Source organism: Pseudomonas versuta (assembly GCF_001294575.1).
In the GTDB taxonomy this organism is placed as follows: Bacteria; Pseudomonadota; Gammaproteobacteria; order Pseudomonadales; family Pseudomonadaceae; genus Aquipseudomonas; species Aquipseudomonas versuta.
This window is the reverse complement of the sequence record NZ_CP012676.1, coordinates 1,262,965-1,287,833: the sequence shown is the minus strand read 5'-3', so window position 1 is coordinate 1,287,833 and position 24,869 is coordinate 1,262,965. Positions and strand designations below refer to the sequence as shown.

The window sequence follows — 24,869 nt, the reverse complement described above, 5'->3', positions numbered from 1 at the left end:
ATGTCTGCCAAAAAACTGCCCGGAAGGCCTGTCGCCCATGACTGTTTCGCACCGTTACACCGCATTGATCGGACTGCTGGCCGCCCTCTCCCTACCGATGGCGAATGCCGAAAGCCTGACGATCATCTGGCCCGGCGACTGGGAGGTTCAGGCCGTGCCGCCTGCACCCGATGACAATGGCCAGCGCCAGCGGGCGGTAAAAAATGACCCCCACGGTGATCCGTTAATGGTGATGGAACTGACCCAGACCACATTGACGCCTGACCACAAGGTCAACATGGAGGCGGTGCTGCTGCAGATGCGCAAGACGTTGCAAAAGAATTTCGCCGGTGCCGGCTATCAGAGCGCCTGTAACAAAATTCACAGCAGCACCCTGGGCGGCCTGGATGCATTGGAAACCACCTGCAAAATCACCCAGAACGGCAACCACGTGATCACCCAGACGCTGGTGGCCGCCACCCATGACAGCAATGCCTACGCCCTTTCCTACGCCGGCCCGGCCGATGGCTACAAAGTCAACGAAGCTGAAGTATTGGGGATACGGGCCAGCCTGCGGCTGACGCCATAAACCCTGTACTTGTCCAGACCGGAATCTGCCCAGTGAACAAACAGCCATTTTTCCCCTTTCAGGCGCTGGCCGACACCTTGCTTCCCTTCCTGCCGGAAGACAACGGGGACGGCTCCCACGACCTGTCGCACATCCACCGCGTGTGGACCAATGCACAAGTAATCCAGGCCAAAGAAGGCGGGGATCCGGAAATCCTGCTGGCTGCCACCCTCCTGCATGACTGTGTGCCCGTCGAAAAGAACTCACCTTTACGGGCTCAGGCGTCCACCCTGTCGGCTGACAGGGCAGCGAGGATCCTGAACGGCCTGTCGTGGCCGGATTCGAGAGTGAACGCCGTGGCCCATGCCGTGCAGACCCACAGCTTTTCCGCGGCCCTGATACCCACGACCCTGGAAGCAAAAATCCTGCAGGACAGCGACCGCCTGGATGCCATCGGCCTGATCGGCGTAGCCCGTTGCTTTTACGTCTCGGGAAGAATGGGGTCGGCGCTGTATGACTACACCAACCCGCTGGCGACCGGGCGTGAGTATCAAGACAAGCGTTTCACCATCGAACACTTTCATACCAAGCTGCTCAGGCTGGCCTCAGGCTTTCAAACCCCGGAAGGCGCCCGCCTGGCTGCAATCAGACATCAACGCCTGGAAAGCTTCCTGCATGAATTCATGGATGAAATAACCGGCCAGCCAATAAACGAACCCTCCTAACCCGCCCCTGTTCCAGATCGCCGATACCGCGCTGAAAAGCTCGCGAGACAAGCTCGCTCCTACAAGGGGATTCACCAACACATTCCACCTAAGGGATCAGAACCACTTTGGCGCAGGTTCCTGCATTGACCTCCGCATAGCTGCCCAGCCCGTCGGCCAATCGCGCTTCTTGCAGCGGGTGGGGTACGGGCAGCAGGCCCTGGTCGAAATACTGGCCAAATTGATCAAGCATCCGGGCGCATTCGCCACAGCTGTAGAGCAGCGAGTTGACTCCGATCAAGGTTCCGCCCTTGCGGTATAGCGCCAATGCTGGCAAGTGCACGTGGCCGTCCAGTGGCGCGGCAATGAAGGCGACCCGGCCAAAAACCCGCAGCGCCCCGACGGTCGCCGGCAGCCAGTGACCGGTGGTATCGAAGATGACTTCAGCCCCACCGCTAAACACTGAATTGACCTGAGCAGCCAGGTCTTCAGGCTTGCCCAGGACAATCACTTCGATGCCTTGCTCACGCAATGTCTGGGCCTGCTCCGGGCCACGTACCGCCGCCAGCACCCTGGCGCCAAGTACTTTCGCTAACGCAATGGCCGCGCGGCCTACAGCTCCGTTGGCACCAATCACCAACAAGCAGGTGTCAGTGCCTACACCGCTGCGTTGCAATGCATCCCAGGCCGTGGTGTAGGGCACGCCCAGGCTGGCGGCCTGAACAAAGCTCAAGGACCGGGGCTTAAGCGCTACGCCTTCAACCGGCAAGACCAGAAAACCGGCATGGGAACCATCACGATAGAACCCCAGCTCCTTGCCGGTGCCCCACACCTCTTGCCCTACCAGTGCTGCCGGGCCATCGACAATGACCCCGGCAAAGTCTCGCCCCGGAATACGCGGCAAAGTGGTGTAGGGGAAACGCCCCAGCACATTCTTCACATCGCTGGGGTTCAGGCCAGCGGCCTTGACCTGCACCAGCACCTCGTCTGCAGCGGCTACAGGTGCGGGCAGTTCAACCAGGCTCAGTGCGGCCAGGTCACCGGTTGTGGAAAATTGCAGTGCGTGCATGCTCGGCCCTTCGGGTGGTGGATTGAAGGCCCCAGTGTATGACCGATAAACGACACCAGCCGGCCAAAGGCTTCTGCCTATCGGTCAAACCTTGATCCCGCCCCCTTGGCGACAGGCATATAAAGAAGGACTCATACCCAACTCGCGTCGGAACATGTCACTAAAGCTGCTGGGCGAATACCCCAACGAGTGTGCGATTTGATTGACGCCAGTGCCCTGAATCAGCTCGGCAGCAGCGGTGGCCAATTGCACCTGACGCCGCCATTGCGCAAAGCCTGTGCCCAGCTCGATCTGAAACAGCCGCGCCAGGGTGCGAACACTGGCCCCGGCGTGCTGTGCATGCTGTTCAAAGGAGATGTCCAGGGTCGGGCTGGCCATTACCGACTGGCAAAGGTGCAACAGACGCCGATCAGCCGTGTCGGGCAGCGGCACCCTGAGCAGGGTACGGCCCGCCCGTTGCAACTCGAGCAAGGTCAGCTTGAGCACTGCCTCGGTGTAAGGCGATTGCCCGTCGGCTTGCTCCACCAGATTAATAATCAGCTCGCGCAGTAACCGGCCGACTTCGATGACCTGCACGGTGCTGTCCAGGGTTCTGGCCAGTGCCGGGGGCAAGTAGATATTGCGCATCTGCAAGTCCGAGACCACACGAATCCCGTGGGGCACCCCCGGTGGAAGCCACACCGCCCGTTGCGGCGGAACCGCCAGTGCCTCCTGCGGGGTATCGACCCACATCACCCCAGACATGGCATATAACAATTGGCCCCACTCATGCTCGTGGGGATCAATGTATAAACCGCGCGGATACGTACGTGCCAACGGCTGTACCGGCACGGCGGGATCAGACAAATCAGGCGGGGCTGCAAGCGCCATGAGCAGTAAACGTCAGAAAAGTGAGGAGCCATGGTAGCCAAGCCATTGCCCGACAACCAGACTGAAGTCTTGATGGCGCCAGAACTGCCCTTGCCTGACAAATTCGTCATCTTGTTATCAGCTGCCTGACAGTAGCTGTCACTCAGACTGAAACTTTTTGGATAAAGAGGAACCCGATGAAAACCCCATTACGTCTTGTCGCCCTTTCGGCCCTGTTGCTGACCTCCATGGCACAGGCTGCCGAGCAACTGACTATCGATGTTCACCGCGATGCCAATTGTGGCTGCTGCAAAACCTGGATCTCCCACCTGCAAGCCAATGGCTTCAAGGTCAATGACCATGTAGAAGCGGACATGAGCAGTTTTAAACAGCAGGCAGGCGTTGAACCGCGACTGGCCTCATGCCACACCGGCATGATCAACGGCAAGTTCGTGGAAGGTCATGTGCCGGCCGATCAGGTGGTGGCCTTGACCAAACGTAATGACCTCAAGGGCATTGCCGTTCCGGGCATGCCGGTGGGTTCCCCGGGTATGGAAATGGGCGATCGCAAGGATGCCTATCAGGTGATAGGCCTGCGTAACGACGGCCGCGATGAGGTGGTTGCGCAATATCCGGGAAATTGATCTGCACGCCTGCAAACGCACCAAGTGAGTGCGTTTGCAGGCCTGGCCGCACGTCTGCGAAACCTTACCGCTCAGCCGAATCTCCCTCTGACAGCGCTTATTCATGACACCTGTCATACAGCCTTAGTGCATCCCTCCTACACTGCAGGCTGTCGCAATTACGACGCTTGATTTTCGCGCTTAAATAAACCGAACCTTCTGCATCAGGCACAGGTCAAGTTAAAGGCGGGGCACCGGTTATGGTGCATTCCTTGCAGCGATCTGTCAGCCGCTTGCGCTTGCAAGCCATCAGTCGTCGTTTATTTATTAATGCGGAGTTAAATGTCGCCCCCTGTGGAAATGCTTGTTTCCCTGCCGGCCAGACAAAAGTGAATCAATAAATATAAAGGGAGATAGTCATGATCAGTGCTGCTGCGCCTCAACAAGATGATCGGCTTGCCCCCCAGGCCTCCAATCTGGTTTCACTGCCAGATTCAGGTCCTGCGGGAAAGGCAGTACTGCCGGCAGGGAATGCCAACCCCAACAAAAAGAAAGTTCTGTTTGTTACATCGGAACTGGCAGATCTGGTTAAAACCGGCGGTCTGGGGGATGTATCCGCTGCACTGCCACGGGCCATGCGCCACCTGCATGACGTACGGGTATTGATTCCGGGCTATCGCCAGGTGCTCAACAGTGACAATCCGATTCATGTCATCGGTGAACTCAGCGGGCATGCAGCCTTGCCCGCCTGCAAAATCGGACGCATGGACTTGAAAGACGGGCTGGTCATCTATGTGCTGATCTGCCCCGAACTGTATGAGCGCGAAGGGAGCCCGTATGGCGCCAATAATGGTCGTGACTGGCCGGACAACCATATCCGCTTTGCCCGTCTGGGCCTGGCAGCGGCCGATATTGCAGCCAACCTGGCGCAAATCCACTGGCAGCCCGACCTGGTACACGCTCACGACTGGCCAGCCGGGCTGACGCCGGCCTATATGCATTGGCGCGGCCAGAGCACCCCCACATTGTTCACCATCCATAACCTGGCTTATCAGGGGGTGTTCAGCCGGGCCTGCTGCCCCGAGCTGGCGATTCCGGACCATGCCCTGCAACAGGACGGCATGGAGTTCTATGGAAAATTGTCGTTCCTCAAGGCCGGCATGGCGTATTCGAGCCATATCACCACCGTCAGTGCCACCTATGCCGCAGAAATCACCACCCCGGCCTTTGGTTGCGGGCTGGACGGATTCCTCGCCAGCAAAACCCAGCAAGGCCTGCTCAGCGGTATCCCCAACGGCATTGATGAAAGCTGGGAAGCGTCTACCGATCCGCACCTGATCGCCCCGTTCAGCATGGGCGACTGGAAAGGCAAGGCCCTGAACGCAGATCACGTGCGCAACCTGTTTGGCCTCAAACCGTCCAAAGGCCCCTTGTTCGCCGTGGTGTCGCGCCTGGTGTACCAAAAAGGGCTGGACCTGACTGAAGCCGTGGCGGCGTTTATCGTCGCTTCGGGCGGGCAGATTTGCATCATCGGGCGTGGCGAGCCTGAAGCAGAACAGGCCATGCGTGAACTGGCCCAGCGCTTTCCGGGACATGTCAGCGTGCGCATCGGCTTTAACGAAACCGATGCCCGGCGCATGTTCGCCGGCAGCGACTTCTTATTGATGCCTTCTCGCTACGAGCCCTGCGGCTTGAGCCAGATGTACTCGCAACGCTTCGGCTCTCTGCCCGTGGCACGCAACACCGGCGGCCTGGCCGACACCATAGAAGACGGGGTCACCGGCTTCCTGTTTGATGAATCCACCGTAGAAAGCTATGAACAGGCCCTGCGCCGTGCGTTCAAGGTCTTTGCTTACCCCGGACTGCTTAACGCCATGCGCTGCCGCGCCATGGCCGCACCGTTCAACTGGTGCAAGGCAGTGGAACCCTATGCCGAGCTGTACGAACAATTGGTGAGCACGTCTCAGAGCAACGCCGGAAAATCTTGAAGAGGCCTTAATCGATGCCTTCACAGACATTGAAAACCTGGCCCCATGGCGCCCAGTTGCTGGACGCGCACCACACGCGCTTCACGCTCTGGGCACCGGACGCGCATTCGGTCAGCGTTGAACTGAAGGATGGCCGCTCGCTGCAGATGCTGCCCCGCCCTGAAGGCTGGTTTTTACTGGATGCCCCCTGCCCGAAGGGCACTCGTTATCGCTACTGCATCAATGGCGAGTTTGAGGTGCCGGACCCGGCGTCTCGCGCACAGGACGGCGGGCTCGACGGTTACAGCGTGGTCGTCGACCCCGACGATTACCCATGGCAAAACAATCAATGGCAAGGCCGGCCCTGGCATGAGGCGGTGATCTATGAGCTGCATGTCGGGGTGCTGGGCGGCTATGGCGAAGTGGCTAAACAATTGCCGCGTCTGGCGCAAATGGGCATCACCGCCATAGAACTGATGCCGCTGGCGCAATTCAGCGGCGAACGCAATTGGGGGTATGACGGCGCCCTGCTTTACGCGCCCCATGACACCTACGGCTCACCTGCAGAACTCAAGCAGTTGATTGACCAGGCCCACGGCCTGGGCCTGATGGTGATTGTGGACGTGGTCTACAACCATTTCGGGCCACAAGGCAATTACTTGCCCACCTATGCCAACCCGTTTTTCAACGAACAGACCCATACGCCCTGGGGTGCAGGGATCAACTACGAACGCCGTGAGGTACGTGAGTTCTTCATTGGCAACGCACTGATGTGGTTGCTTGAGTATCGCTTCGACGGGCTGCGCCTGGATGCGGTGCATGCAATCAATCACCCGGGTTTTATGCATGAACTGGCACACCAGGTGCGCCAGCATGTAGAGCCGGCACGCCAGGTCTGGTTGACCCTGGAGAATGAGGCCAATCAGGCGTTCCTGCTGGAAAACGACTACAACGCGCAATGGAATGATGACGGCCACAACGTTCTGCATGTACTGCTGACGGCAGAGACGGACGCCTATTACGCCGAGTTTGTCGAAGACACCACCCAAAAGCTGGCCCGCTGCTTGAGTGAGGGATTTATCTTTCAAGGCCAGAACGACCGCCACGGAAACGCACGGGGTGAACCCAGCAGCCATTTGCCTCCCACTGCCTTCGTCCTGTTTTTGCAAAATCACGATCAGGTCGGCAATCGCGCCCTTGGCGATCGCCTGCATGAACTTTGCCCGCCCCAGGCCTTGCGCGCCGCGACTGCCCTGCTGCTGCTATCACCGATGATTCCGTTGCTGTTCATGGGCGAAGAAAGTGCAGCGCCCGAGCCCTTTCTGTTTTTCACCGACTACACCGGCGAACTGGCGCAGGCCGTCACTGAGGGCCGGCGCAAGGAGTTCGCCGATTTCAGCAGCTTCAACTCGCAAAACCCGGGGCCGGGAATTCCCGACCCCAATGTCCGGTCTACCTTTGAGCACGCCCGTCCCTCACTGGCCAGGGCCGATGACGGGCAGCGAAACAACATGCTCGCGCTCTATCAACAATTACTGCGCATACGCCACCAATCGATCATTCCACGCCTGGCCGATGCCCAGTCACTGGGGGCCCATACACTGGCAGCGGGTGCCGTGGCCGCCCGCTGGCTCATGGGCGATAACAGCGTGCTGCACATTGCCCTGAATTTGAGCCCCCGCCCGGTGAGCCATACGGCTGCGCCAGACACCGAACTCCTGTTTCAAAGCCAGCCCGACGTGGCCACGCAACTGCGCGACCGGCATCTGCTGGCGCCTTATAGCGCGCTGGTCAGTCTGGTTCGTGCCCCCCATCAATCGTCCCCCGCCGGAGAGCGCCCATGAGTGAAGCGCAACTTGAAATACTGGCCAGCCGTGCAGGCCTGGCAGTGGACTGGGTCGATGCCAACGGTACACCTCAGCATGTCTCGCCCCACGTACTCGAAGCGGTGCTGGCCGGGCTCGGATTGCCTGCCGACACGGCCGAAGCGATAGAAACCAGCTTGCTCAATTTGCAACTGGAACAGCAAAACAAACGCCTGCCACCCCTGCTGACCGCCGATGTGGGCAGAGGGCTGGACCTGACCCGCTACTTCAACCCCCATAGCCACTGTGTCATCCACCTGGAAACCGGCGGCACCCTGGACGTTCAACTGGACGCCGACGCCTGGCTTCCAGGCATGATTCCGGTCGGTTATCACCGGGCGCAAGTTGATGATCAACACTTCACCCTCGCCGTCGCCCCCGCGCAGTGCTACAGCATGGCGGACGCCGTCGACAACGCGACGCCCCGGGCCTGGGGTTTGAGTGCACAACTGTATTCGCTCAGACGCCAGGGTGATGGCGGCTTTGGCGACACACAGGCCCTGGAAATATTTGCCAAGGTCACGGGTGAGCGTGGCGCCGACGCCCTTGCTATCAGCCCGATGCATGCCATGTTCAGCTGCGACCCGTATCGCTATAGCCCCTACTCACCGTCCAGCCGGCTGTTTCTCAACAGCCTGTACGCCGCCCCAGCCAGCATTTTGGGGGAGGTGGCCGTGCAACGGGCGATTGAGACCTGCGGTCTGGGGCCCGAGCTGCACCGCCTGGAACAACTGCCACTGATTGACTGGCCTGCGGCAACGGTGGCCAAACAAACGCTGCTGCGCCAGCTCTACGAAGACTTTCTGCTGGGTGAGCAACCGCTGAGCGAGGACTTCAATCAGTTTCGCGACAGCGGTGGTGAAGCACTTGAAAACCACTGCCGGTTCGAAGCGTTGCAAGCCCTGCATGTCGCCGAACATCAAAGCATCGACTGGCGGCTCTGGCCCGAGCAATGGCGCGACCCCGACAGCCCGGCGCTGCTGATATTTGCCGAAGAACATGCCCACGAGATCGGCTACTACGCCTTTTGCCAATGGCTGATTGCCCGGTGTCTGGCACAGGCACAGAAAGCGGCCCGCGACAGCGGTATGGCCGTTGGCCTGATCGCCGATCTGGCAGTGGGCGCCGATGGCGGCGGAAGCCAGGCCTGGTGCCGCCAGGATGAATTGCTGGCGCAGCTCACCGTCGGTGCGCCACCGGACCTGCTCAATCGCCAGGGCCAGGGCTGGGGCATCTCGGCCTTTTCGCCTGACGGCCTCAAACGCAACGGTTTCCGCGCCTTTATTGAAATGCTGCGGGCCAATTTTGCTTACGCCGGCGGCTTGCGTATTGACCACGTGATGGGCCTGCAACGCCTGTGGGTCATCCCTTTGGGCGCTCCGGCCCATGAAGGGGCGTACTTGTATTACCCGGTCGAAGACATGCTGCGCCTGCTGGCGCTCGAATCCGTACGCCACCAGGCCATCGTCATGGGTGAAGACCTGGGCACCGTTCCCGACGGACTGCGCGAAAAACTGAGTGAACGCTCAATCCTCGGCATGCGCGTGTTGTTGTTCGAACAAGATTACGGGGCACGTTTCAGGCCCATTCTGGACTGGCCGGATAACGCCCTGGCCACCACCAGCACCCATGATTTACCGACGCTCAATGGCTGGTGGCTGGAACGCGATATCGACTGGAATGCCCGGCTGGGCATGGTGGATCAGGTGACTGAGGCGCACTGGCGGGAAAACCGCCAGCAGGAACGTGATGGCCTGCGCAACGCCCTGGGTCAGGACCCGCAAAACTTCATCGATGAATCCACCGGCGCCGATCAGGTACTCGACGCCAGCGCCCGCTTCCTCGGGCATACCCGCGCTCCGCTGGTGCTGCTGCCCATCGAGGATGCGCTGGGCCTGCAAGAGCAGGCCAATTTGCCTGGAACCGTGAGCACCCACCCCAACTGGTGCCGACGCCTTGGCGCCGATGGCGAAACCCTGCTTGATTCACCGGACGTATCCCGACGCCTGGAATTACTTGCCTGCGCCCGGCTGCAAGCTCAGGAGCGCGATCAATGAACGGGGCTACTGCACTCTCCCTTCGGGCAACCCAGCGCTTGCAATTGCATGCCGGTTTCACCCTGGACGATGCACGACTGCAGGTGCCCTGCCTCGCTCGCCTGGGCATCAGCCATATTTACGCCTCGCCGTTGCTCACCGCCCGTGAAGGCTCGATGCATGGCTACGACGTGGTGGACCCGACCCACGTCAGCCCCGCACTGGGCGGTGAACCGGCGTTGCGCCGGCTGGTGGCAGAGTTGCGGGCCCACGGCATGGGGCTGATTCTCGATATCGTGCCCAATCATATGGCCGTCGGCGGCAGCGACAATGCCTGGTGGCTTGACCTGCTGGCCTGGGGCCGGGCCAGCCCCTACGCCGAATATTTTGATATCCAGTGGAACTCCACCGACCCGTTGCTCAATGGCCTGTTATTGCTGCCCTTTCTGGGCAATGACTATGGAGCAAGCCTGCAGGAAGGCAGTATCCGGTTGCGTTTCAATCCCGGCACGGGGGCTTTTCACGCAGAGTATGGCGCTCATCATTTCCCGATTTGCCCGCTGCATTACCCCAGCCTGCTGGACAACAGCCCGCAGCCGCAATTGCAGGCACTGGCAGAGCGCTTTGGCGCACTCAAAGACAGTGACTCCCCCCGGGAGCAGGCCCTGGCGCTGCAACAGGAGCTGGCCGGCTTAAGCCAGTCTGCGGACTGCACTGAGGCTATCGGGCAATTGTTGTCGCGTTTCGATTCACGCCATGCCCAAGGCTTTGCCCGCCTGCACCAGTTGCTCGAACGTCAGGCTTACCGACTCGCCAGTTGGCGTACTGCCGCCGATGACATCAACTGGCGGCGCTTCTTTGATGTCAACGAACTCGCAGGTGTGCGCGTTGAGCGCTCGACGGTGTTTGAAGCCACCCACAGCAAAATTTTCCAGCTGATTGCCGAAGGGCTGGTAGACGGCGTGCGCATCGATCACATTGACGGCCTCGCCTACCCCAGGGCGTATTGCCGAAAATTACGACGCCGGGTCGACAGTCTCAGACCTGGCCAGCATGTATCGATCCATGTGGAAAAAATCCTCGCCATGGACGAACAACTGCCTGACGACTGGTGTGTAGACGGCACCACCGGTTATGAATTCATGGATCAGGTGTCATTGCTCCAGCATCAGCCCGAGGGTGAGCAGCCCCTTGCTCAATTATGGTCGACCCTGAGCCAGAGGCCGGCCGACTTCCAGCCCGAAGCGCTGCTGGCACGCCAACAGATCCTCAAAGGTTCGCTGGCCGGTGATTTCTCAAGCGTGGCCCATGCATTGCTGGACGTCGCCCGCGACGACATCATGAGCCGCGACTTGACCCTGGGCGCCATACGCCGGGCTCTGGAAGCCCTGGTGATACATTTTCCGGTGTACCGCACCTACATCAGTGCAGACGGACGCGGTGCCGCCGATGAGGTTTTCTTTCAGCAAGCGCTGGCCGGCGCCCGCGAAGACCTGAGTGAAGCGGACTGGCCGGTACTGGACTGTTTACAGCAGTGGCTGGGCGGTAATCCCTGGCGCAACTTGCCGCCGGGACGCACGCGCAGACGCCTCAAACATGCCTGCGCGCGCTTTCAGCAACTGACCTCGCCCGCGGCCGCCAAAGCCGTGGAAGACACTGCGTTCTATCGCTATGGGCGGTTGTTGTCGCGCAACGATGTGGGCTTCAGTGTTGAGCGTTTCAGCGCCCCGAGCGAGGATTTTCACCGCGCCTGTGCCCAGCGCTTAAAACACTTCCCCCATAACCTGCTGGCCACCGCCACCCATGATCACAAGCGCGGCGAAGACAGCCGTGCACGCCTTGCCGTGCTCAGTGAGCGCAGCACCTGGTATGTGCAATGCGTCGAGCGCTGGCTACCGCTGGCGCAGGCTCTGAAGACCGACGCCGCAAGCCCCACGCCCGGCGATGAGTTGATCCTGTATCAAGTCATCCTCAGCAGCTGGCCACTGGATCTGAGCCCTGAAGACGGGCACGGCTTGCAGCAGTACAACGACAGGCTCTGGCAATGGCAGCTCAAGGCCTTGCGCGAAGCCAAGCTCCAGAGCCAATGGGACGCACCCAATGAGCCTTATGAACTCGCCGTCAAAACCTTTATTGAGAGGCTGTTGCTGCAACCGGCCGGCCTGACATTGCGAATGGAGCTTTTCCGGGCTTGCGAAGCTATCGCCAGTGCCGGAGCCGTCAACGGGCTGGCGCAATGCCTGTTGAAACTGACAACTCCCGGAGTCCCCGATATCTATCAGGGCACCGATCTCTGGGACCTGAGCCTGGTGGACCCGGACAACCGGCGGGCGGTGGATTTCCAACAGCGCCGGCAACTGCTCGATACCTGCCCCGACGAACAGATGCTGCTGCAGGACTGGCGCAGCGGCGCGATCAAACAGGCGTTGATTGCACGCACCCTGAATCTGCGCGCCCAGCATCCCCAATTGTTCAGCCACGGCAGTTACATCCCGCTTGCGGTGAACGGCCCGCGGGCCGGCCAAATACTGGCTTTTGCCCGCCAATGGCAGGACCAGACAGCCGTGATCGTGGTGCCCCGCCTGTGCGCCCATGACATTCAACAACAGACACCCACCTTTAATTCAGCCTCAGTTTGGGCAGATACCTGCATCGAATTACCGTCTGACCGATTCGGCTGCAAATTTAAGGGACTTTTTGAAATACCCGTAGTCATTAAAAGTAAGACGCTACGGGTCAGCGATGCTCTCGACACCTTCCCCGTCACCCTCATGATCAACACTTGAGTTCAGGAGCTTTGCGATGAGTACCAACGAAAAACGCATCCGTGAATTTGCCTACCAAATATGGGAATCCGAAGGAAAACCCGAAGGTCAGGAAACCCGGCATTGGGATATGGCGCACAAACTGGCTCAGGCCGAAGCGCTCGCCCCGACCCAGGCCGAACCCCGCAAGGCCCGGGCCAAACCGGGGGCCAGCGCGGCCCCAAAAGCGCCACCGAAGGAGCCTGCAGCGAAAAAAACCCGGGCTCCACGCAAGCCGGCGACGCCTTAACCCTGACGCCGAGTGCGCAGACGCAACTGCGCACTTAATCGCTGATGTTGTTTTTAACGGGCCGGTAATGCCTGACGGGCACGTGTTGCCCGCAAAAAACACCGTCGGCGAAACCGGTCACTTTTCTAAATTCACATTCATGCTTTCACCCACCACCAGGAGCCGTCATGACCAAGCGCAAGTCAGCCCCCCCTGTTACACCGGATGTCGAACACTCGCGTATTCGTGAAGGCCTGCCCTTTCCGCTCGGCGCGACCTGGGACGGACTGGGTGTCAACTTTGCATTGTTTTCGGCCAACGCCACCAAAGTCGAACTGTGCCTGTTCGACCCCACCGGCGAAGTCGAACTTGAACGCATTGAACTGCCCGAATACACCGACGAGACCTACCACGGCTACTTGCCCGATGCGCACCCGGGGCAAATCTACGGTTACCGGGTATATGGCCCGTACGACCCGCAAAATGGCCATCGCTTCAACCACAACAAACTCCTGATCGACCCCTATGCCAAGCAACTGGTGGGCGAGCTGAAATGGTCAGAAGCGTTGTTTGGCTACACCATTGGCCATCCCGACGCCGACCTGAGTTTCGACGAACGTGACAGCGCGCCCTTTGTACCCAAATGCAAAGTCATCGACCCCGCCCACACCTGGGGCCACGACCATCGGGTGCAAGTGCCATGGGACCGTACGATTTTCTACGAAACCCACGTGCGCGGGATCAGCATGCGTCATCCGGCGGTGCCTGATGAGGTACGCGGCACCTTTGCCGGGCTGATGGTGGACGAAGTTATCGAGCACATCCGCAAGCTGGGGGTCACCAGCGTCGAACTGCTGCCGGTACACGCCTTCGTCAACGATCAGCACTTGCTGCAAAAAGGCATGACCAACTACTGGGGCTACAACAGCATTGCGTTTTTTGCCCCCGACCCGCGCTACCTCGCCAGCGGCAAAATTGCCGAGTTCAAGGAGATGGTCGCCCACCTGCACGAGGCCGGGCTGGAAGTGATTCTGGACGTGGTCTACAACCACACCGCCGAGGGCAATGAGCAGGGCCCCACCTTATCGATGCGCGGGATCGACAACGCCTCCTACTACCGGCTGATGCCCGATGACAATCGCTACTACATCAACGATTCCGGCACCGGCAATACCCTGGACCTGAGCCACCCTTGCGTGCTGCAGATGGTCACCGACTCCTTGCGGTACTGGGCCCAGGAAATGCACGTGGACGGTTTCCGCTTCGATCTGGCGACCATTCTGGGGCGTTATCACGAAGGCTTCAGCGAGCGGCACAGCTTTCTGGTGGCTTGCCGTCAGGACCCATTGCTGCGCCAGGTGAAGATGATTGCCGAGCCTTGGGACTGCGGCCCCGGAGGTTATCAAGTGGGCGGTTTCCCGCCCGGCTGGGCAGAGTGGAACGACCGGTTTCGCGATACCGTGCGCGCCTTCTGGAAAGGCGACGAAGGCCAGCTAGCCGACTTCGCCGCGCGCATGACCGCGTCCGGCGAGCTGTATGACCAGCGTGGACGCAGGCCCTATGCCTCGGTCAACTTCATAACCGCCCACGACGGTTTTACCCTGCACGATCTGGTGTCCTACAACGACAAGCACAACGAGGCCAACGACGAGAACAACCAGGACGGCAGCAACAACAACCTGTCCTGGAACCATGGCGCCGAAGGCCCTACCGACGATCCTGAAATCAACACCCTTCGCCTGCGCCAGATGCGCAATTTCTTTGCCACCCTGCTGCTGGCTCAGGGCACGCCGATGATCGTGGCCGGTGACGAATTCGCCCGTACCCAGCACGGCAATAACAACGCCTATTGCCAGGACAGCGAGATTGGCTGGGTCAACTGGGACCTGGACGAAGACGGCAAGTCGCTGCTCAAGTTCGTCAAGCGCCTGATCAAACTGCGCATGAGCTACCCGATCCTGCGCCGCAACCTGTTTCTGGTCGGTCATTACAACGAAGAGCTTGGGGTCAAGGACGTGACCTGGCTTGCCCCCGATGGCAATGAAATGAGTATCGAGCAGTGGGAAGACGCCAATGGCCGCAGCCTGGGCATGCTGCTGGACGGCCGGGCACGGGTCTCGGGGGTACAACGGGCCGGGGCCGACGCCACGCTGTTGATTGCCGTCAACGCACACCACGACGGGATCGACTTCACCCTGCCAGAAGTCCCCGAGGGTACGGGCTGGATTTGTAAACTCGACACCTTCGACCCGGATATCAAGGGCCAGGATGCCCTCGCTTTCAATAGCACCTACTGCGTCAATGGACGCTCGATGGCGCTGTTCGAGCTGATGCGTGAACAAGGTGCCTGAACATGGATCTGCACGCATTTTTTGACATCAACGCGCCGCGCCTGGATACCCCTCAGGCGCTGGGCGATTGCCTGCGGCACATGGTGCAGGCCGGCCTCGATCAACTGCCGATGCCGGGCAGCGGCCAGACTCTGGAGCGCTGGCAGCGACTGGGGTTGGTCGCCGCCCATGATTTGGGCCTGTGCAAGCTTTATGAAGGCCATACCGATGCCCTGGCCACCCTCCACGAACTGGGCGCCGCCCGGCCTGCGCCAGGCAGCACCTGGGGATTGTGGGCCGCAGAACCGCCGGATGCGCGGGTCGATGTGCATATGACCGATGGCCAGGCCATCCTCAGCGGCCGCAAGGCCTGGTGTTCGGGCGCGGCGGTGGTCAGTTATGGCTTGCTCACCGCACGGGATGAGCAAGGCGCGGTGCAACTGGTGGCGGTGGACATGCACCAGCCACAGATCAGCGTCGCATCGCACGGCTGGGAAGCGGTAGGCATGCGCGCCACCGCCAGCGTTGAGGTGACCTTTGAACAAGCGCCCGCCACCTGTGTCGGAGGCCCCGGCGACTACTTGCAACGCCCCGGTTTCTGGCACGGCGCCATCGGCATCGCCGCCTGCTGGCACGGTGCAGCCAGCCGGCTGGCCAGTTACCTGCAACACCACTGCAGCCAGCGCGAAGAGCCCCATGCGCTGGCCCATCTGGGGGCCGTTAATGCCGCACTGTACAGCGCCACCTGCGTGTTGCGTGACTGCGCGCAGCAGGTGGACGCAACACCCGGGGACGATGCGCAACGGCTGGCACGCCAGGCCCGGGCGCACATTGAAGCGTGCGCCGAACAGGTGATTCAGCATGTCGGCCGTGCTCTTGGCGCGGGCCCTTATTGCAAGAATCCGCACTTTGCACAGCTCAGCGCCGACCTGCCGGTGTACCTGCGCCAGAGCCATGCCGAACGCGATCTGCAAGTGCTGGGCAAACTGGCGGCGCTGCAACCTGACACTAGGTGGCCGCTATGAAAACCAATCTGATCGTAGGGGCCGGCACATCGCTGGATCACTGGAGCGACTCTCAACGCTTGGCCATGCTCCCGGAAATACAGCTTTCGGACCTTGTGCCCGAAGGCGCCCGCGCCGTGATTATTGCCCCACACCCGGATGACGAAATATTGGGCAGCGGCGGCTTGCTGCAAATGATCGGCGCGTCCGGGCGTTCATTGCTGCTGATCTCGGTCACCGACGGCACTGCCAGCCACCCGGGGTCAACTCGATGGCCTGCGCAGCAGCTGGGCGCGTTACGGGTTCAGGAGTCCGAAGAAGCGCTGCGCCGCCTGGGGCTCGCGCTACCGGAGTGGCAATGGCTGCGCGCAGGGTTTGAGGACAGTCAGGTCGCCACCCACGAAGCCGCGGTGGCAATGTTTATCGAGCAGCAGTTACGCCCAGGCGATGTGGTGTTTGCAACGTGGCGCGAGGATGGCCACAGCGATCATGATGCGGTCGGCCGCGCCAGTAGCACGGCCGCCAGAGCCGTGGGTGCCACCTTGCATGAACTGCCGATCTGGACCTGGCACTGGGCCCGCGATGACGATGCACGGGTGCCCTGGGCCCGTGCGCACAAAATCAACCTCAGCCCCAGCGCCATGGCCCGTAAACGTTATGCGGCCAGTGCGTTTACCAGTCAGTTGCAGGAAGACCCGAGTACCGGGTCAGGCCCGATTTTGCCCGCCCTGGCACTCGAGCGCCTGCTGCGCCCCTATGAAATAGTCTTTGTGCAGGAGTGAAACATGAGTGTCTCCACTGCTTTTTTTGATCAGCTGTATGAGCAAAACCCGGACCCGTGGGCTTTTCGCGAGCGCTGGTACGAACAGCGCAAACGCGCACTGACCCTGGCCAGCTTACCGCGTCAGCATTATGGGTCGATCTATGAATTGGGCTGTGCCAATGGCGAGTTGAGTGCCGGCCTGGCCCTGCGCACTGACCGCCTGTTGTGCTGCGACGCGGCCGCCAGGGCGGTCGAACTGGCACAGCAACGCCTGAACCATTGCCCGAACGTTGAAGTGCGTCAGAGCCGGTTACCGGCGGACTGGGCCAGTGGCAGCTTTGACCTGATCGTACTCAGTGAACTGGGCTACTACCTGGATGCCAACGAGTTGCAGCGCATGATTGAGCGGGTCGTGGACAGCCTTGCAGAACAGGGTCAGGTCCTGGCCTGTCACTGGCGCCCGGCCATCGAGGGCTGCGCACTGACCGGGGATCAAGTGCATGCCCTGTTGCATGCCCGCCTGGGGCTGAGCCGGCTCGCGCAGCACCTGGAAGATGATTTTGTACTTGAAGTCTGGGGCCGCGACCCTATGTCAGTGGCAAGCCAGGAGGGCCTGCGATGATCGGCATTCTGATCCCTGCTCACAACGAGCAAGACCTGCTCGCACAATGCCTGCAAGCCGCACTTGCGGCAGCCCGGCACCCCGGGCTCAACGGTGAGGCCGTCATGGTGACGCTGGTACTCGACAGTTGCAGCGATGATTCTGCAGACATAGCCGCCAACTACGACATCAAGGTGCTGCCAATCAAGGCCCGCAATGTCGGCATCGCCCGGGGCACCGGTGCGCAGTGGTTGCTCGACCAGGGGGCGCGCTGGATCTCCTGCACCGACGCAGACAGCCTGGTAGCCGATGACTGGCTGGTGGCGCAACTGGCGCTCAATGCCGATGCCGTGTGCGGTACGGTGCGGATCGAGGACTGGGGCACCCTGATCGATACGCCCGCCCAGGCTCGTTACCTGGCGGCCTATCAGGGCCAGGACGGGCATCGGCACATTCATGGCGCCAACCTGGGTTTCAGCGCCCGGGCTTATCGCCAGGCCGGTGGTTTTCAGCCGCTGGCATGCCATGAAGATGTGCATCTGGTGAAGCAGTTCCAGGCCTGTGGCGCCTCCATCGCCTGGAGCCATCGGCCCAGGGTGACCACCAGTGCCCGGCTGGACTGTCGCGCCAAAGGGGGCTTCGGTGATTACTTGAAGTCACTGCTGGCCGGGCCTGGGCCTGATCAACATCAACCGGACTCTCGACCCGGTGCGCTATAAATAGCCTGTGTTGAACGGCCAGGCTCGCACCGAGTCAGACCCTGACAACCAGGAGAGACCATGACCCTTGATATTGTCGGCAACAACATAGACTCGCCAGCGCCGGTCGCCGTGCCCGATGTACACCGAATGAAGGTGCTCACGGTCAACATGCACAAGGGGTTCACAGCTTTGAATCGTCGTTTCATCCTGCCCGAGCTGCGCGAAGCCGTACGCAGCACCTCGGCCGACCTGGTGTTTTTGCAAGAAGTACAGGGCGAACATGAGAAGCACGCATCGCGCTACGACGCCTGGCCGCAGGTATCGCAATACGAGTTCCTTGCAGACAGCATGTGGACCGACTACGCCTACGGGCGCAATGCGGTATACCCCGACGGTCATCACGGCAACGCGGTGTTGTCCAAGTACCCGATCAAGTCGTACCGCAACCTCGATGTCTCCATCACCGGCCCTGAACGGCGTGGCCTGCTGCACTGCGTGCTGGAGGTCCCGGGGCACGAGAACGTGCATGCCATATGCGTCCATTTGAGCCTGCTCGAAAGCCACAGACAGTTGCAGATCGTGCTGCTTAATCAATTGCTCAAGTCCTTGCCGCCTGGCGATCCGGTGATCATTGCCGGCGACTTCAATGACTGGAAATTGCAAGGCAATGCCATGCTTTCCCAGCGCGACGATCTGCACGAAGTCTTTGAGCGCCACCACGGCAAGCTGGCCAGAACCTACCCCGCGCGTTGGCCGCTGCTACGACTGGACCGGATCTACCTGCGCAATGCCACCAGCCATAACCCGACCATCCTGGGTAACAAGCCGTGGACCCATTTATCGGATCACCTGCCGTTGGCGGTTGAAGTGCATTTGTAGCAGCAGTTGCCGAAGGGTGACCATCACGCTCGTTGCCGCCCACCTGTAGTCGCTGACGAGGCACGAGGCTGCGATGGACTGCGCAGCAGGCCCCGCAACTGAAGGCCCTGCGGCCCTTATCGCAGCCTCGTTCCTCGTCAGCGACTACAACTCCGCTTTTCGTAGCAGTTGCCGAAGGCTACGTCCGGTCGCGCAGCGACCGTAATCCTCAGTGCACGGTTTATCTGAAGAACCTCAGGGCCTGGAGGTACGAGGGCTAAGCCGCTGGCACAGGTCGGTGCGGGTAGCTGGCTTTGAAAAGAGCGGAAGAAACAGCCGTGGCTCTGCCGGTCGCTGGCTCTAGCAACATGGCCTTGGCCAACTGCTGGATAAGCGCTTCGCCGGGCTTTTTCGGCGGCACATTGGCCAGCCGGGCTTCCAGCCATTGCAGCTTGGCGTCCCAGGCAGGAAGCTTGGCCGGTGGCAAAGGGAGGATTTCGTTGATCTCAGGGACTTTTGGATCGGCGTAGGAGTAATTGGCAAGTATTCGCCAGATGGTTTTATAGCGTTCAGCGCGTTCAACGTCTTCCTGTTGCCCTAGGTAGTGCAGCCTGCTGTCAGGCTGGGCTAGGGCACTGCCCTGGTCGGCTGCCTTGCGAAATAACGCAATGACATTTCCGGGTCCTGCTGCAACCCGGCAGAACCGTTCTTCAGGAAGATGCCAATAAAGTAATAACCCGTCGCCACACCCGCATCGATCAGTTGCTGGCTCAGGCGCAAATGCTCATCGCCCCGCAGTTTGAAATGACCACGCATGGTGCCGTTCTGCAGGTTGATATTGGCCTTGTAATGGCCGTTCTCGGCAGCAATCCGGTACAACCGCTCGATCTCGGCATTGACGCTTTGGTCCTGTTTTAGCTGGTTGTTTCTCTGTAACCAGCGCGCGTACTGAAACAGAACTTCAGACTCGGCTGTGGCCGCAGGTATTTTTTCGTGTACGCAGGTGAACGCCAGATTGGCCTTGATCTCGCTGAGCGATTTCACATGAGGGTCCTTCTTCATATAAGTAAATTCACTGCGGCTGTCACAGGCGGCCAGCAGCAGACTTGTCAGCAATAGGAATCGATGCATCAGTCAAGGTCCTTCAGGGTCTTCTCACCGTAATAAAACTCGACAAGAGGAGCAGTCGGCATCAAATTTCTTGATTGAGAATCTTTGTTATTTTTGATGATCTCCTCCCAAGCCTTGAACGCCTTCGCCGGATCATCCTGCGCCCCCATTCCATTGGTATGCAGATTCCACAATCTGCGCCGCAACGCCCGGGTCACACTCACCCACTCATGGGCAATATTCAGCTCACTGTCCACCTGCATGCTGCGGGTGTTGATGTTGGCCGAGCCGTGGGTGGTGAACACGTCATTGACGATCATCAGCTTGGAATGGATGTACACCGGCATCCAGGGTTTACCCGCCGGTGAATCGGGTGCGACCAGCGAGCAGACGTGGACTTTGAGGCCGGGAATCGGTTGCAAGACCAGCGTGCTGTCCACGATTTTTTTTGCTTCCTGATCGCGATCGGTCTGCCATTGCGCCAGCTCCCTCTGCCCCGCCTGGTCACGCGAGTCGGGTTGTGGACGCGGCGGAGCATCTTTTTGTGCCTGTTTGATGAGCAGTAACTTGGTCACTTCGGGAATGGTTTCGGCACGCCCCAGGCTTTCCAGCATGCGCTGGGTGTTGAGGGTGCCCGCGCCCACGCCATCGGTGGTGGCGTTGGTGACCACGAACAGGTGCAAGGCGCCATGCAGGCCCGGATCGCGGCCATTGCCGGTCTGTTCCAGCGCGGCCTTCTTGATCGCCTCGGCCAACGGCGGCCAGCGAAAGTACTGGTTTTCGATGTAGATGAACTGCGTCGCGTTGTTAACCGCTTTCAGGTAAATCCTTTCGATGTCGCGTTTGCCGTCTTGCGGCTGGGTACGCACAATCTGGGCGATCTGGCGGGTCGCGCCGGGGGTGCATTGCAGCTGTGGCCCGACCAGTTTGGCCTGGCGTAAAGCCAGCAGGTCCTCACCGGTTTCCTTGCGCCAGGCTGTGGCGAAATTGTGGTGCAGGTGCTCCAGAATCGGCCCGCTGACCTGGCCGGAAATATCCTGGCGGGGCTGAGCACCACGGGGGCCCAGGTTCGGAGCCGGCTTGTGGTTCCCGGAACGGTTCAGCGCCGAATGCCGATCTGTGTCCCAGTACTCGCCCAGCATGTTGTGGCCCATGACAAAGCCAACGGCACTATCCACCCGCCCGTAATCAACCAGAACGCTCTTTTGATGGTGGGTCGCGGAAAACCTCAGCGTATTGCGCATCTGCCTGCTGATCTGCGGGTCAAGGCCACTGTATTTCACCTGATGGGCAATTTAGGCCCGTTCGTCCCAACTGAAGCCGCGACTGACAAACACCGGCATGCCATCGGCACCACGCCCAGCGGCCTTGCTGTCCGGGACCGCGCAGTCGGCAAACCACTGATGGTCATAGGCGTACTGATCCTCTGTAGCGCTTTGCAACGCCCGGTCCTTGATCCGGATCGTGCCCTTGCCGGGCAAGTTGGCCTCGCCCGCAACGCCCGCCGAGTTGAACGGCATCTCCCAGCCCAGTAGCCGTACCCTGACCCCTTCCTGGGCTTTGCTCATCAGCAGTTCGCCAATGCACGGGGCACTGCCATCGCGAATGAAATACATCGACGGCTGAACCCCCCAGCAGATGATGTCGATGGTTGTAGTCGCGCTGGCGATAGCCAGGTGCACCGCCCTGAAGGCTTCCTCACCGTTGATCAGCGGTTGATAGGTGGCCTTTGCCGGGGGGTATTCGGTGTTCTGCACGTACCAGGGCGCACTGCAGACAGCTTCATTGGTGTGCTGGAGTGCGACCGGCACCACTATGTCGGGATCGTTCATGGGGTTCTTCCTTGAGAGTCGTTAAAGCTATCCATCTGTGCCGCGTAGAGGTCACGGTGATCCGTGTGGGATGAGGGTTGGCTCACCTCGGTGTCGGCCTGCGAGCGGTGGTTGTGCATCCCGCTATTGGCCAGGAGTGCTTGCTCGCGGTTGCGGTAATCGGTGGGCACCGGGATTTGGAAACTCACGCCGTTGCTCAGGGCCAGCCGGTAATTGCGGGTTACGACCTGATGGTCAACCAGCAGATGTCCGCTGTTGTCCAACACACCCTGCTTGAGCCGTGCACCGTCGGCGTAGAGTGTGTAGGGCATGCCGGCCCAGTTTTGGCGAGAGTCATTGGCCGATTGCGGCACGCTGAGGCGTAATGCTTGTGTGGTCTGACTCTGCGGATATTCCGGATGCGAGGCCGTCAGGCTGGCCGGCCCGCTGTACTCGAAGTGCGCCGACTTGATGTTGTAGTCGCCTGCCGTGCCCGATTCGATGCGGTTCTGGTCGAGGGTGATGTAGCTGCCACCGGCATTGAGGGTGATTTTCTTTTTTGCCGTGATGCGGATTTCATCTTCGGTGCTGGTGATCTCCAGCCCATGGCGCGCCAGCAGTTGCAGTTTGTCGTTCTGCGCCTGGATGCTCACCGGCCCCTGATTGGCGATCAGCTTGATCCCCAGCTTGCGCACGAACAGGCTCAGGCCCTGCCCCACCCCCATAAACAGGCGCTTGACCACGCTGATGTCGGCGCCGGCACCGGCGTTGATCATCAGGTTGTTTTGCGCGGCCAGTTGCAGGTGTTTGCCGCTGGTGAGGGCGATGCCTTGGGGGACGCTGAGCAGCAGCACCGATGACTTGAGCTGTTGTAGATCCTGTTTCAGCAGGTCCAGTTGGGCCTGCAGGTCTGCGGGGTCGGTGTGGCTGGCCACGGCATCGCTGGAGAGTTTTTGCAGTTGTTCGCCGGCCTGCTGCAAGCGGCTCACGGCGGCATCCATTTCCAGCATCTGGCCCTGGGCTTTGGGCTGCGCGTCGGCACTGATAAAGATGCCGCTGCCACCCCGAATCGCCCCCCGGCCATCGGTGCGCAGTTCAAAGCCTTCGCCGCGTTTTTGCTTCTGCGCATCGACCAGGTGCCCAAGGTTGAGTTGGCTCTTGCCGCTGTGCTCGGTACTGAGCTTGATGTGCTCCTGCCCGCGCCGGTCTTCCATGCGCAGCTTGTTGTTGGCTGGCGTGCGCAGCACGTTGCGCGTGTAGTCGCGTTTACCCAGCGTCACATGGTCCGGGTGCTCGTTGTCGTGCAACGCGCAGGCGATGTACGGCCGGTCGGGGTCGCCCTGTTCGAAGGCCACCGCCACTTCGGTGCCGGGGATCAGCGGCAGGTGCAGGCCGTGGGTGTCACCGGCGTAGGGTCGGGCCAGGCGCAGCCACAGGCTTTCTGCACCCGGCTGCCAGCTGTCGCGGTCGAACAGGAAGTTGACCTTGTAGCGCCCTTCAAGGTCGATGTGGGCGTAGGGGTCGTGTGGCTGCGGGCTGGTGACCCGCGCCGCAACGGTGCCGGCGATCTGGGGTTTGGTCTCAAGGGGCGGGCGAAAGCACACCGTTTGCGAGTACGGCATGGCTTCAAAGTTGACTTCGAAGCTGCGGTCGCGGGCGGCCCGGGTGGTGACTCGGGTGATGACTATGCGCGGCAGGAAGGCCTGGGGCGGGCCGCCGTTGACGGTCAGTACCTGGCCGGGGGCCAGGGTCGCGCTGCTGCTGACCCCGCTGAGGCCGGTGCGGCTGTTGAGGTAGCGTTCGTGGCGAATGCGCGCGTAGAAGTAGCCGCTTTCGGTTGGCAGGTCGTCGTCATAGGCGTAGCGGTCGCCCATTTCGGTGTAGGGCTCGGCGTAGTGGTAGGCCTCGCCGTAGGTGCCGCTGGCGCCACGGGTCTGGTCGAGTTCGCCGTCGAGATGGGCGTGGACGTTGCGCGGGTCATAGGCGCGGATGTTGACGTGGCGTTCCACCACCTGGTGGCTCGATTGCAGGGCCCAGACGCTGTCGTGGCCGCTGCTGCTCATGCCCGAGGGCGGCAGGTAGTCGACCTCGACGCCGAACTGGTAGAAGCGCTGGTGATCGTGAAATTCCACTACGTCGATGTTCAGGCGCTCATCGCGGGTGAAGCGGTACCAGATGCCGACCTCGGCCAGCAGCCGCGTGATGAAGGCCAGGTCGCTTTCGCCGTACTGCATCACTTGCAGGCGCTTGGGGTATTCCCATAGCAGGTTGAAGAAAAAATCCTGGCCGCGAAAGTCGTGACGGCTGCGCAGGATGCTTTCGACAATTTCCGGCACCGTCTGGTGCTGGTAGATCCGGAACTGCCGGCCGCGACCGAGCAGCGCCAGGCGGGGTTCGAGGGTGATTTCGTAGCGGCCTTCGTCGCGTGAACCGGACAGGCGCCTGAAGCTGCTGATCACCCCGTTCAATGCCCGCAAGGGCTTGATCTCGGGCCGGACAAAACCCCGATAAGGCAGCGGTTTAAGGGGGGCGTAGAGGCTGAAACTGGCGTCTTTGCCGAGCATGGACTCGGCCGCGATATCAGTGTCGGTGCAAGTGAATTCAATCCGGTAGTTGAACACCTGGCTCAGGCCTTCGCGGCCCTCGAAGGCGAGAACGTCGAGCAGCGAAGTAACATTACGTACCCACAGTTTATGGCGGCTGTGGTCAAAAAAAGTGCGCAGTTGAGTAGACATGTTCAGGCCTCCTTGGCCACGGATCACTAATGACATCCCTTCAATAGCCAATGCGAGTTCGCACAGGCTATAGCATCAAACTTGATATTGACGTGCGCCTGGCGCAGCTGCGTTGCAAACCGTTTTACGGCCCGCGGCATCGGACACAGAAAAGCCCATTACCAATCAGGCAATTGCGGGTAAAGCTAAGGACAGGTGTATCGCATGATTGAAAATTTCGGGGGCGATTCTAATCAGTACAGATCACCAAAAACAAACAATAA

The 24,869-nt window shown here is 60.5% G+C and carries 17 protein-coding genes and 2 pseudogenes; 14 read left to right on the top strand and 5 right to left on the bottom strand.

Annotated elements, in window-relative coordinates; all coding sequences use genetic code 11:
- Positions 1 to 37: 37 nt before the first annotated feature.
- Both AOC04_RS05830 and AOC04_RS05825 read left to right on the top strand, forming a co-directional pair.
- A complete protein-coding gene (locus AOC04_RS05830; RefSeq protein WP_060691569.1) occupies positions 38 to 568 on the top strand; it encodes a DUF4946 domain-containing protein in 531 nt (176 codons plus the stop codon).
- A 32-nt stretch (positions 569 to 600) separates the two neighbouring features.
- On the top strand, positions 601 to 1,272 hold the full coding sequence (locus AOC04_RS05825) for an HD domain-containing protein (protein WP_060691568.1): 672 nt from the start codon (positions 601 to 603) through the stop codon (positions 1,270 to 1,272).
- Positions 1,273 to 1,360: 88 nt separating this feature from the next.
- Here the strand turns inward: AOC04_RS05825 and AOC04_RS05820 are convergent, their stop codons facing one another.
- Together AOC04_RS05820 and AOC04_RS05815 are read right to left on the bottom strand one after the other, a co-directional pair.
- Positions 1,361 to 2,320, bottom strand: a complete 960-nt coding sequence (locus tag AOC04_RS05820) for a quinone oxidoreductase family protein (protein ID WP_060691567.1) — start codon at positions 2,318 to 2,320, stop codon at positions 1,361 to 1,363.
- 84 nt (positions 2,321 to 2,404) lie between these two features.
- A complete protein-coding gene (locus AOC04_RS05815; RefSeq protein WP_060691566.1) occupies positions 2,405 to 3,190 on the bottom strand; it encodes an AraC family transcriptional regulator in 786 nt (261 codons plus the stop codon).
- Positions 3,191 to 3,366: 176 nt separating this feature from the next.
- Here AOC04_RS05815 and AOC04_RS05810 point away from each other — a divergent pair, with 176 nt between their 5' ends.
- The 12 genes from AOC04_RS05810 to AOC04_RS05755 all read left to right on the top strand — a co-directional run bounded on the left by AOC04_RS05810 (position 3,367) and on the right by AOC04_RS05755 (position 18,971).
- Positions 3,367 to 3,813: a DUF411 domain-containing protein gene (locus AOC04_RS05810; RefSeq protein WP_060691565.1), complete on the top strand. Its 447-nt coding sequence runs from the start codon at positions 3,367 to 3,369 to the stop codon at positions 3,811 to 3,813.
- 398 nt (positions 3,814 to 4,211) lie between these two features.
- Positions 4,212 to 5,780 carry a glycogen synthase GlgA gene (gene glgA, locus AOC04_RS05805; RefSeq protein WP_060691564.1) on the top strand — a complete coding sequence of 523 codons (1,569 nt, stop codon included), beginning with the start codon at positions 4,212 to 4,214 and terminating at the stop codon, positions 5,778 to 5,780.
- Positions 5,781 to 5,794: 14 nt separating this feature from the next.
- Positions 5,795 to 7,603 (top strand): malto-oligosyltrehalose trehalohydrolase, encoded by a 1,809-nt coding sequence (gene treZ / locus AOC04_RS05800; RefSeq protein ID WP_060691563.1) that lies wholly within the window; start codon positions 5,795 to 5,797, stop codon positions 7,601 to 7,603.
- Positions 7,600 to 9,681 (top strand): 4-alpha-glucanotransferase, encoded by a 2,082-nt coding sequence (gene malQ, locus AOC04_RS05795; RefSeq protein ID WP_060691562.1) that lies wholly within the window; start codon positions 7,600 to 7,602, stop codon positions 9,679 to 9,681. The genes treZ and malQ overlap by 4 nt, the downstream gene beginning before the upstream one ends.
- Complete coding sequence (locus tag AOC04_RS05790; protein ID WP_060691561.1) at positions 9,678 to 12,446, top strand: malto-oligosyltrehalose synthase; 2,769 nt, start codon at positions 9,678 to 9,680, stop codon at positions 12,444 to 12,446. The genes malQ and AOC04_RS05790 overlap by 4 nt, the downstream gene beginning before the upstream one ends.
- A gap of 16 nt (positions 12,447 to 12,462) precedes the next feature.
- Positions 12,463 to 12,714, top strand: a complete 252-nt coding sequence (locus AOC04_RS05785; protein WP_060691560.1) for a DUF2934 domain-containing protein — start codon at positions 12,463 to 12,465, stop codon at positions 12,712 to 12,714.
- 167 nt (positions 12,715 to 12,881) lie between these two features.
- Positions 12,882 to 15,044 carry a glycogen debranching protein GlgX gene (gene glgX, locus AOC04_RS05780; RefSeq protein WP_060691559.1) on the top strand — a complete coding sequence of 721 codons (2,163 nt, stop codon included), beginning with the start codon at positions 12,882 to 12,884 and terminating at the stop codon, positions 15,042 to 15,044.
- Between the two features lie 2 nt (positions 15,045 to 15,046).
- Complete coding sequence (locus tag AOC04_RS05775) at positions 15,047 to 16,048, top strand: acyl-CoA dehydrogenase family protein (RefSeq protein ID WP_060691558.1); 1,002 nt, start codon at positions 15,047 to 15,049, stop codon at positions 16,046 to 16,048.
- Positions 16,045 to 16,809: a PIG-L deacetylase family protein gene (locus AOC04_RS05770; RefSeq protein ID WP_060691557.1), complete on the top strand. Its 765-nt coding sequence runs from the start codon at positions 16,045 to 16,047 to the stop codon at positions 16,807 to 16,809. Before AOC04_RS05775 ends, AOC04_RS05770 begins: the two co-directional genes overlap by 4 nt.
- A gap of 3 nt (positions 16,810 to 16,812) precedes the next feature.
- Entirely contained in the window at positions 16,813 to 17,412 is a 600-nt protein-coding gene (locus AOC04_RS05765) for an SAM-dependent methyltransferase (protein WP_060691556.1), read from the top strand.
- A complete protein-coding gene (locus AOC04_RS05760; RefSeq protein WP_060691555.1) occupies positions 17,409 to 18,110 on the top strand; it encodes a glycosyltransferase family 2 protein in 702 nt (233 codons plus the stop codon). Before AOC04_RS05765 ends, AOC04_RS05760 begins: the two co-directional genes overlap by 4 nt.
- 60 nt (positions 18,111 to 18,170) lie before the next feature.
- A complete protein-coding gene (locus AOC04_RS05755) occupies positions 18,171 to 18,971 on the top strand; it encodes an endonuclease/exonuclease/phosphatase family protein (RefSeq protein WP_060691554.1) in 801 nt (266 codons plus the stop codon).
- A gap of 256 nt (positions 18,972 to 19,227) precedes the next feature.
- On the opposite strand, the pseudogene AOC04_RS05750 reads toward AOC04_RS05755, so the two are convergent.
- The 3 genes and pseudogenes from AOC04_RS05750 to AOC04_RS05735 all read right to left on the bottom strand — a co-directional run bounded on the left by AOC04_RS05750 (position 19,228) and on the right by AOC04_RS05735 (position 24,606).
- Positions 19,228 to 20,081, bottom strand: a pseudogene (locus AOC04_RS05750) (DUF6396 domain-containing protein).
- A pseudogene (locus AOC04_RS05745) lies at positions 20,081 to 21,892 on the bottom strand (phospholipase D-like domain-containing protein). Before AOC04_RS05745 ends, AOC04_RS05750 begins: the two co-directional pseudogenes overlap by 1 nt.
- On the bottom strand, positions 21,889 to 24,606 hold the full coding sequence (locus tag AOC04_RS05735; RefSeq protein ID WP_060691552.1) for a type VI secretion system Vgr family protein: 2,718 nt from the start codon (positions 24,604 to 24,606) through the stop codon (positions 21,889 to 21,891). Before AOC04_RS05735 ends, AOC04_RS05745 begins: the two are co-directional and overlap by 4 nt.
- Positions 24,607 to 24,869: the final 263 nt, after the last annotated feature.

Excerpts from the sequence above, each read along its gene's own strand:
- malQ (WP_060691562.1), top strand. The coding sequence starts at position 7,600 with ATGAGTGAAGCGCAACTTGAAATACTGGCCAGCCGTGCAGGCCTGGCA.
- AOC04_RS05810 (WP_060691565.1), top strand. The coding sequence starts at position 3,367 with ATGAAAACCCCATTACGTCTTGTCGCCCTTTCGGCCCTGTTGCTGACC.
- glgA (WP_060691564.1), top strand. The coding sequence starts at position 4,212 with ATGATCAGTGCTGCTGCGCCTCAACAAGATGATCGGCTTGCCCCCCAG.
- AOC04_RS05785 (WP_060691560.1), top strand. The coding sequence starts at position 12,463 with ATGAGTACCAACGAAAAACGCATCCGTGAATTTGCCTACCAAATATGG.
- AOC04_RS05775 (WP_060691558.1), top strand. The coding sequence starts at position 15,047 with ATGGATCTGCACGCATTTTTTGACATCAACGCGCCGCGCCTGGATACC.
- AOC04_RS05735 (WP_060691552.1), bottom strand. The coding sequence starts at position 24,606 with ATGTCTACTCAACTGCGCACTTTTTTTGACCACAGCCGCCATAAACTG.
- AOC04_RS05765 (WP_060691556.1), top strand. The coding sequence starts at position 16,813 with ATGAGTGTCTCCACTGCTTTTTTTGATCAGCTGTATGAGCAAAACCCG.
- AOC04_RS05815 (WP_060691566.1), bottom strand. The coding sequence starts at position 3,190 with ATGGCGCTTGCAGCCCCGCCTGATTTGTCTGATCCCGCCGTGCCGGTA.
- treZ (WP_060691563.1), top strand. The coding sequence starts at position 5,795 with ATGCCTTCACAGACATTGAAAACCTGGCCCCATGGCGCCCAGTTGCTG.
- AOC04_RS05830 (WP_060691569.1), top strand. The coding sequence starts at position 38 with ATGACTGTTTCGCACCGTTACACCGCATTGATCGGACTGCTGGCCGCC.
- AOC04_RS05760 (WP_060691555.1), top strand. The coding sequence starts at position 17,409 with ATGATCGGCATTCTGATCCCTGCTCACAACGAGCAAGACCTGCTCGCA.
- AOC04_RS05770 (WP_060691557.1), top strand. The coding sequence starts at position 16,045 with ATGAAAACCAATCTGATCGTAGGGGCCGGCACATCGCTGGATCACTGG.
- glgX (WP_060691559.1), top strand. The coding sequence starts at position 12,882 with ATGACCAAGCGCAAGTCAGCCCCCCCTGTTACACCGGATGTCGAACAC.
- AOC04_RS05820 (WP_060691567.1), bottom strand. The coding sequence starts at position 2,320 with ATGCACGCACTGCAATTTTCCACAACCGGTGACCTGGCCGCACTGAGC.
- AOC04_RS05755 (WP_060691554.1), top strand. The coding sequence starts at position 18,171 with ATGACCCTTGATATTGTCGGCAACAACATAGACTCGCCAGCGCCGGTC.
- AOC04_RS05790 (WP_060691561.1), top strand. The coding sequence starts at position 9,678 with ATGAACGGGGCTACTGCACTCTCCCTTCGGGCAACCCAGCGCTTGCAA.